Below are 6,424 nucleotides of genomic sequence, written 5' to 3' on the forward strand. Positions count from 1 at the left end.
GGAACTTAGAGTTACATTTTTCCTCTATGATTGAACTGCTTCGCCTGCTTCCAGAAGCAGAGCTTAAAATGAATCTGTTTCTTTATATAGGCTGGCCTTCAAACCTCCCAATCAGGAGGTAAACATAATTGGCATTAAAGCATTAAGTTAATATTTATCCTGATGTTTTTATTTTATTAAATGAATTTATACGGTGTACAAGCATGAATCAGCATTACTTTTCTCTGGATAATTATTATAAGTATTTCATAGGTTTTGACGGCATTATCCTTACTTTCTTAATAATAAAAAGTTATCCAGCTGTTGTTAATTTAGCAACAAAAGATAGCTTTTTTATTCTGTTAGTAGGAGCATTTTGCATATTAATTGATAATTGGAATCGAAAATCAATAAAGTACAGGTTATACGTTGAGCTATATGAAAACGAGTATCAAGCTATTTCTGACTACAAGGCTGGTAAAATATTCATAAACTTAATTTTTTATGTAATCTCTATATATTTAGTATCTGGTTTATTTGGTGCACTCTGATACTTGCCAGTGTGACTTTCATGAAGGAGTTGATTCTTTAACCTGGGCTTGAGGACAAGGTTTTAATTAACTTAACTTAACTTAAATTACATTAAATTAAATTATATTAAATTAAATTACATTAAATTAAATTCCTTCTCTTCTATCTTTTTTATTTAAAAAACTCTAATTTTTATATTAGTCACATATAAATACAAGTACATCGGATTTTAATATGGGAGTTTTTATATTTCTCCTGGCTATATAATATAGGAAATAACGCAAAAAGGGAGTGGTATCTATGGCAGTAAGAAATCCAGTAGATTTGCTCGCACTTATACTTGTTATAGTGGGCGGATTAAACTGGGGGCTTGTAGGTCTCTTCGACTTTAACCTTGTAGATTATATCTTCGGGGCAGGAAGTACACTTTCGAGAATTGTGTACATAATTGTCGGGCTTGCGGCACTTTATACGATTTATTTCGCTACAAGAGCTGATACGTATCAAGCTCGTGAGGCTCCGGTACACCACTAAATTAAAAAATTGAAAAAGCTCCTTTGCGGTGTAATACTGTGAAAGAGACCTTAACCAGCGATGTTTTTTCAGAAGGCTGGATATGTTATTAAGATAAGGGGTTATTTTTATTCCTTTCAAAAATTTTATTCTTATTTTTTATCTTCATTTTTACTGATTTTAAGAGTAAAGTGGCTTTTGGGCTAGACTTATTAAATAATCATTCTTTTCTCGAGTTTAAACCTTATCCTTTATGCCTCCAGGGCAACAATGCAGCTTCAAATGCCAGAAAAGGTCCTATAAACAATCCTGCCCAGAACAAAAGCCCAGCTATTCCCAGGACAGAGAAGTAAAGCCGTTTTCTTGCGGACCCAGTGCCGTAACTTTCATCTTTGAGGCTTAAGGCTATTGCAATAACTCCAATGCCTACACTGACAAAAATTAAAATGAAAGTAATAACTACTTCTGAGGAAAATGAACTTTTACTCAGTGAGATCATCATCTGGAATATGTATGACATTCCTGTGCCAAGAAAGAAGAGGCCCGCAAGTATTCCTGAGATGCATGCAGTACTGAACCCGGCTACAGTTTCTCTTTTTAAGAAAATTGCTAGAAGCCCGACTGCAAGAATTAGCACAAGTGGAGTAAAAATCAAAAACAGTCCCTGGCCCTCCCAGCGGTAAATCTTTATCTGGTTCAAGGGTATGGATATCCATTCCTTCAAGGTAAAAGTTTCTTTGTATCCTAGAATTAACCCATAATTTCCTTCTCTTGAGATTTCTCTTTCCTGCAGACTTTTTTCATCTATTGTGTCTTCTCCTTTTCTCGAACTTGCTCCATCTATTGTATCTTCTCCTTTTCTCGAACCTGCTTCCTGTATTGCACCTACTGCAACGCAATATGTTCCACTTTCCGGAGCTTTGATATCGAGCTTAACAAGTGAGTAAAAGGCACTTGGGGTAAACCCTTCGTATACAGGGCTCTCGGGCAAGCTGTAGGAAAGCACTTTTGCCCCATACCCTTCGGGCATTTTCAATTTTTCGGGTACTTTTCCTTCTTCCGTAAGTCCCGGCCCGATAAGAATCAGGCTTGGGATAAAACCCTTATTTCCATCTTCAACGGGAATAGTGAGTCCGAGTACAATTCTTTCTCCTTTTTCTACATTAAAACTGTAATACCGAAGATCTCCAGAAACAAGCTCTCCATAAAGCACCCTTGATTTCGAAGGGTCTTCAATATGGATTGCTGTTTCAGGACTTTTTCCTCCCCCTCCGAATACTGGCACGTGGGCAAGCGCAGGAGCGGATAAAAAGTATATAACAACTAGTAGAAAAATTCCAGAAAACCAGAGTGTGCCCTGTCTCATGGACTATGTTTTCTCAAATAGTATGTAAATATGTATAAGAATAAAGAATCAGACATAGAACATAGGTATTAATTTTCGTGTTAAGTAAACTCTTCTTCTCCGATAAACCTTTCTTAGATGTGCCAGGAATTCATCTTATGAGAATCTGGGACATACCTCCTGAGAAGATGTGCAGGCAGCATCTTCTAGGGGAACACCGTGAGTTACATGCTCTCTGGTCTATAATTACCAATAACAAGAAAGCCTATGCACACCATCCAGAGACCATGCGCTGGAGGGGAAAGCTCAAAGCGCTCTACCTGAGGCATGAAGCTCTGGTCGAGGAAATGACAAGACGAGGTTACAAACACCACACTCCTCTTGACCCTGCCCTTGCGACAGGAAAAGCTGTTCAGGACGAGTTTGTGGATTCTTATGAAGAACAGGTCCGGCTCCTTAAAGAAAGAGGGTGCGATTGCAGGGTTTGAATTAGAATCTTTCAGGAAAATTCGGATTCAGCTTTCCTACCAAGAGATTCTTTTTCTTCTGCTGAGAATGTTTTTTCGATTATAAGAGAAAAGAGAAGAAATAGTGGAACGCATACTGCTATCCGAATTGCCGTGAACCTGGCTCCCATATATGAAATCTCATACAATAAAAGGGGAAGTTTTGCAGTGGACCATACTCCCAGGAAAAACAAAACATACGCCAGTTTTGCCTTTTTCTTTATAAGGAGCATTGCAATGGGAAAGGCAATATAAAGGGGACCAGCGGCAGCAGAACCCAGAAATAGAGCTGTAAGCACTCCTTTAAGTCCCGAAGCTTCCCCCATATACCTAATAAAAGTCTCTTTAGGAACCCAGGCATCCAGCAAGCCCATGAGGACGAAAATAGGAGGAATCAGGCCGAGCATTTCCTTCATATTTGATAAGGATATATTGAAGGCCTTTATGCCTTCAGTTTTGTCTGTAAAGTATAAGGCTATTATAACAAAAGCAAAGACTATTACAAACCTGAATTTTTTTACTACGGCAAATGCTCTCGTTTTTATACTCCTATTTTCTGATCTGGCAGTTAGCCTCCCTGAGTTCATGCTGGAACGTATGGATTTCATATTCGGGTTTTCGAGACCGGTGTTCATACTGTCAGCATTGATGTCAGTGTTCATTATTACATCAACTTCCAGATCACCATTGTGAAGACTAAAGATATTACCAGTGCAGATGCATTTCTCAGAATTGCCATACGTTTGCTGAAATACTTGATCTCCAGAGGCAGGGTTACAACTCCTACTGCCATAAGGGAAGAAACAAAGGCTGCAATCTGTGCGTATCCTGCTCCGGCATCAAGAAGGGTAGCCCCAAGCGGAAAAGCAACAAAACCCGGAATCATTGTAATGGATCCTGCTGTTAGCGAGAGAACTACCCCGAAGAAGCCTGAATTGGAGCCTATAAGCTTTGATATAATATCTGGACTTAAGATTGCTAGGGTAATTCCTGCAAACATCATAACTGAAAGGATTTCCGGGAGAATACCTGAAAAAGATTTCCAGGCTTTCAGGAGAGCGATTTTTGTTCTTTTCTTATCCTTCAAGTAAGAAACGGTAAGGAAAATAAATGCTAAAGCATAAAAGTATGTACTGTTCAGGAGAACCCCTCCATTCTGTATTTACAGGAATTCCAGGGCTTCAGTTTTGTAACTTTTCGTAAGTTTCCAGGAAAAAATCCAGGTCTCTTTTTCTCCTTTCAATATCCTGCTTGAGTTCACCCAACTTTTCGATTCCTTTTTGGGTTATCTTATACCATTTTTTTGCTGGGCCTGGTTCTGAAGTGTCCCAGTATGCTTCAACTGCTCCCTCTTTTTCCAGATCGTTAAGTGCCCTATAGAGCGCAGGAGTATCTATCAGATTGAAAGGCATTTCTTTGTCAAGTCTCTTGAATAAAAGGGCTCCATAAGCGGATTTCTGTGCCAGGAAGAGCAGTATAAATGAAGGTGTATGACGGAAGTATGTGTTTCTGGGCATAACAACACGTTTGATTCTTTTTAGGGGATTGGAGATTTTAGTTTTATAGCAGTTCGATTTATATTCAGACAATATCTAGGTGTTAATTACACTAAGATATTAATTACACTAAGATACTAATTACATCATGATATTAATTACATCAAAGTGTAACTTACACTAAGATGTTTTTGTATATATGCTTTCTGCTTTAAACTTGAGTTTTATTCTCCTATTCTGTTATTCTCTTTTAAGAAAAGAAATCAACTATATATAGATACCGATAACTTAATATTCTATTATCTCTATTAATATAGAGAGACATATTTTATAAGAAAAATAAAATTCAAAGATTTGCCTTAGTAAAAAGGGAAAGTCTAAAACCTTCTGTAATGTCTGAAACCCCGTGTTTTTGTTGTCTGGCGGGAGAATTCGATGAAACTTGTACTTGACGAAGAAGAAACCTGGATTATTGAATGCATAAAAGAAGCCCATATAGATTGCGGGTTCCATGTTCGAGACGTTATAAAAAAAGCAAAAGCAAGATATGGATTATCCAGGTCAACAGTATACGAAATTGTTAGTTATCTGGAGTTTCACGGCTTGGTAAAAACGAATAAATCTGGCAATCGGGAACTCGATCAAAGTATTTCCTACTTTGTAACATGTCCTGTGTGCGGGAAGGAAATTCCTGGTAATGAGTATATTCTAGAAAATGGAAAGTCAATATGTGAGGACTGCTATCTGGAAGAGCACCAGAGAATCAAGTTTGCAGATCCTATGGCTGTACGTTCTAAAAAACTCTTTAGAAAAAATCATGGTCTGGAAGGCACAGAAGGTCTAACAGACATTCAAAAAGAACTTTATAAATTTATACAGGTAGAAGGAGGGGTTACGCCTGAAAAAATCTCTAAACTTTTTGGGCTTACACCCCAGGAAGCTAGGAACCAGCTTGCAATATTAAGGCACTGTGAGCTTGTGAAATGGCGGAAGATAGGAGATGAAATCTGTATTGTGCCTTTTGATTCTTAACTTATTATAAAATTAACTTACTATAAAAATATCTCTGTTGAGGAAGTGAAATCTTGACAGAAAGAATTGACATGAATGAAAAGACAAAAGTTATGGCTGAACAACTTCCAAAAGTAATGGATGCACTCTCTGGGCTCCATTCTGAAGTTATTAAGGATGGAGCATTAAGTGCCAGAACAAAAGAACTCATGATGGTTGCAGTTGCAGTATCTCTGCGTTGTGAATACTGTCTATGGAAGCATGTTCCTGAAGCTGTACGTTTGGGAGCAACTCGTGAGGAGATCCTTGAGGCTGTCAGTACTGCCATAGTAATGGCTGGTGGGCCTGCAGTAGCGTATGGATCTGTGGTGGTTCTTAAAATTCTGGATGAATTGAATGTTTAAAGAACTGAGGTGAAATATTGACCGACGAGATAACTAATCCTGTAAAATGCCACATTTGTGGATGTGAACTGGAAAAAGAAGATTGCATAGAAGAGGAAGGCAAGGTTTTCTGTGAAGATTGTTTTATAGAAGCTCACCACAAAATTCAGGTCTGTGATCCCTGGGCAGCTTATTCCAAGAAATTCTTCCGGAAGGAAGCCGGGCTTGAAGGTACAGAGGGTCTGACTGAATTACAAAAAGCCATCTATGAATTTATCGTCTCCAGCGGTGGAGCAAGAAAGGAAGAAATTGCAAAAAAGTTTCAAATATCCCTTCTGGAAACCGAGAACCAGTTTGCTATTATGAGGCATTGTGAGCTGTTAAAAGGGCAAAAAAGAGCAGATGGTGTGTACCTTGTACCTTTTGAGAGTTAATAACTCCAAAAAGGCTTTGTTTTAGCTCAGGTTAAAAATAAAGTAAATTGTCTTCTTACATATTCTAAAACTGATATGTGTACCCAGGAAAGTTGCTTAAAGATTAATTAACCTATTTTTCTTTTATAACATCATGGCTATATACATTTTTACTTACTGAATCTCTCAAAAACAGAATCTTATTTATTTTATTAATCAGAACGAAAATCAAACTATTGATTTCCTT

At 37.8% G+C, this 6,424-nt stretch carries 10 protein-coding genes; 6 read left to right on the forward strand and 4 right to left on the reverse strand.

What is annotated here, in order from left to right; translation table 11 throughout:
• The first annotated feature begins 203 nt into the window (after positions 1 to 203).
• Together A9239_RS06505 and A9239_RS06510 are read left to right on the forward strand one after the other, a co-directional pair.
• Positions 204 to 530, forward strand: a complete 327-nt coding sequence (locus A9239_RS06505) for a hypothetical protein (RefSeq protein WP_048121961.1) — start codon at positions 204 to 206, stop codon at positions 528 to 530.
• 280 nt (positions 531 to 810) lie between these two features.
• On the forward strand, positions 811 to 1,044 hold the full coding sequence (locus A9239_RS06510; protein ID WP_048121959.1) for a DUF378 domain-containing protein: 234 nt from the start codon (positions 811 to 813) through the stop codon (positions 1,042 to 1,044).
• 223 nt (positions 1,045 to 1,267) lie between these two features.
• On the opposite strand, the gene A9239_RS06515 is transcribed toward A9239_RS06510, so the two are convergent.
• On the reverse strand, positions 1,268 to 2,389 hold the full coding sequence (locus tag A9239_RS06515; RefSeq protein WP_048156324.1) for a hypothetical protein: 1,122 nt from the start codon (positions 2,387 to 2,389) through the stop codon (positions 1,268 to 1,270).
• 137 nt (positions 2,390 to 2,526) lie between these two features.
• Between A9239_RS06515 and A9239_RS06520 the strand changes: the two genes are divergently transcribed.
• Entirely contained in the window at positions 2,527 to 2,856 is a 330-nt protein-coding gene (locus tag A9239_RS06520; protein ID WP_048156321.1) for a pyrimidine dimer DNA glycosylase/endonuclease V, read from the forward strand.
• Between the two features lie 11 nt (positions 2,857 to 2,867).
• On the opposite strand, the gene A9239_RS06525 is transcribed toward A9239_RS06520, so the two are convergent.
• The 3 genes from A9239_RS06525 to A9239_RS06535 all read right to left on the reverse strand — a co-directional run bounded on the left by A9239_RS06525 (position 2,868) and on the right by A9239_RS06535 (position 4,391).
• Positions 2,868 to 3,536 (reverse strand): permease, encoded by a 669-nt coding sequence (locus tag A9239_RS06525; protein ID WP_230628978.1) that lies wholly within the window; start codon positions 3,534 to 3,536, stop codon positions 2,868 to 2,870.
• Between the two features lie 2 nt (positions 3,537 to 3,538).
• On the reverse strand, positions 3,539 to 3,961 hold the full coding sequence (locus A9239_RS06530) for a permease (RefSeq protein WP_230628976.1): 423 nt from the start codon (positions 3,959 to 3,961) through the stop codon (positions 3,539 to 3,541).
• 94 nt (positions 3,962 to 4,055) lie between these two features.
• Positions 4,056 to 4,391, reverse strand: a complete 336-nt coding sequence (locus A9239_RS06535; protein WP_048121953.1) for a PadR family transcriptional regulator — start codon at positions 4,389 to 4,391, stop codon at positions 4,056 to 4,058.
• 414 nt (positions 4,392 to 4,805) lie between these two features.
• Between A9239_RS06535 and A9239_RS06540 the strand changes: the two genes are divergently transcribed.
• From A9239_RS06540 to A9239_RS06550, 3 genes are read left to right on the forward strand one after another with little or no spacing between them, the layout of a single operon-like run.
• Complete coding sequence (locus A9239_RS06540) at positions 4,806 to 5,402, forward strand: hypothetical protein (RefSeq protein WP_048121951.1); 597 nt, start codon at positions 4,806 to 4,808, stop codon at positions 5,400 to 5,402.
• 53 nt (positions 5,403 to 5,455) lie between these two features.
• On the forward strand, positions 5,456 to 5,785 hold the full coding sequence (locus A9239_RS06545) for a carboxymuconolactone decarboxylase family protein (RefSeq protein ID WP_048121949.1): 330 nt from the start codon (positions 5,456 to 5,458) through the stop codon (positions 5,783 to 5,785).
• Positions 5,786 to 5,802: 17 nt separating this feature from the next.
• Positions 5,803 to 6,198, forward strand: a complete 396-nt coding sequence (locus A9239_RS06550) for an LIM domain-containing protein (RefSeq protein ID WP_048121947.1) — start codon at positions 5,803 to 5,805, stop codon at positions 6,196 to 6,198.
• The last annotated feature ends 226 nt before the right edge of the window (positions 6,199 to 6,424 follow it).

It is taken from the genome of Methanosarcina sp. A14, from assembly GCF_001729375.1.
Taxonomy (GTDB): Archaea; Halobacteriota; Methanosarcinia; order Methanosarcinales; family Methanosarcinaceae; genus Methanosarcina; species Methanosarcina barkeri.

Coding starts and splice junctions, on each gene's coding strand:
- A9239_RS06505 (WP_048121961.1), top strand. CDS start 204: ATGAATCAGCATTACTTTTCTCTGGATAATTATTATAAGTATTTCATA.
- A9239_RS06510 (WP_048121959.1), top strand. CDS start 811: ATGGCAGTAAGAAATCCAGTAGATTTGCTCGCACTTATACTTGTTATA.
- A9239_RS06515 (WP_048156324.1), bottom strand. CDS start 2,389: ATGAGACAGGGCACACTCTGGTTTTCTGGAATTTTTCTACTAGTTGTT.
- A9239_RS06520 (WP_048156321.1), top strand. CDS start 2,527: ATGAGAATCTGGGACATACCTCCTGAGAAGATGTGCAGGCAGCATCTT.
- A9239_RS06525 (WP_230628978.1), bottom strand. CDS start 3,536: ATGAACACTGACATCAATGCTGACAGTATGAACACCGGTCTCGAAAAC.
- A9239_RS06535 (WP_048121953.1), bottom strand. CDS start 4,391: ATGCCCAGAAACACATACTTCCGTCATACACCTTCATTTATACTGCTC.
- A9239_RS06540 (WP_048121951.1), top strand. CDS start 4,806: ATGAAACTTGTACTTGACGAAGAAGAAACCTGGATTATTGAATGCATA.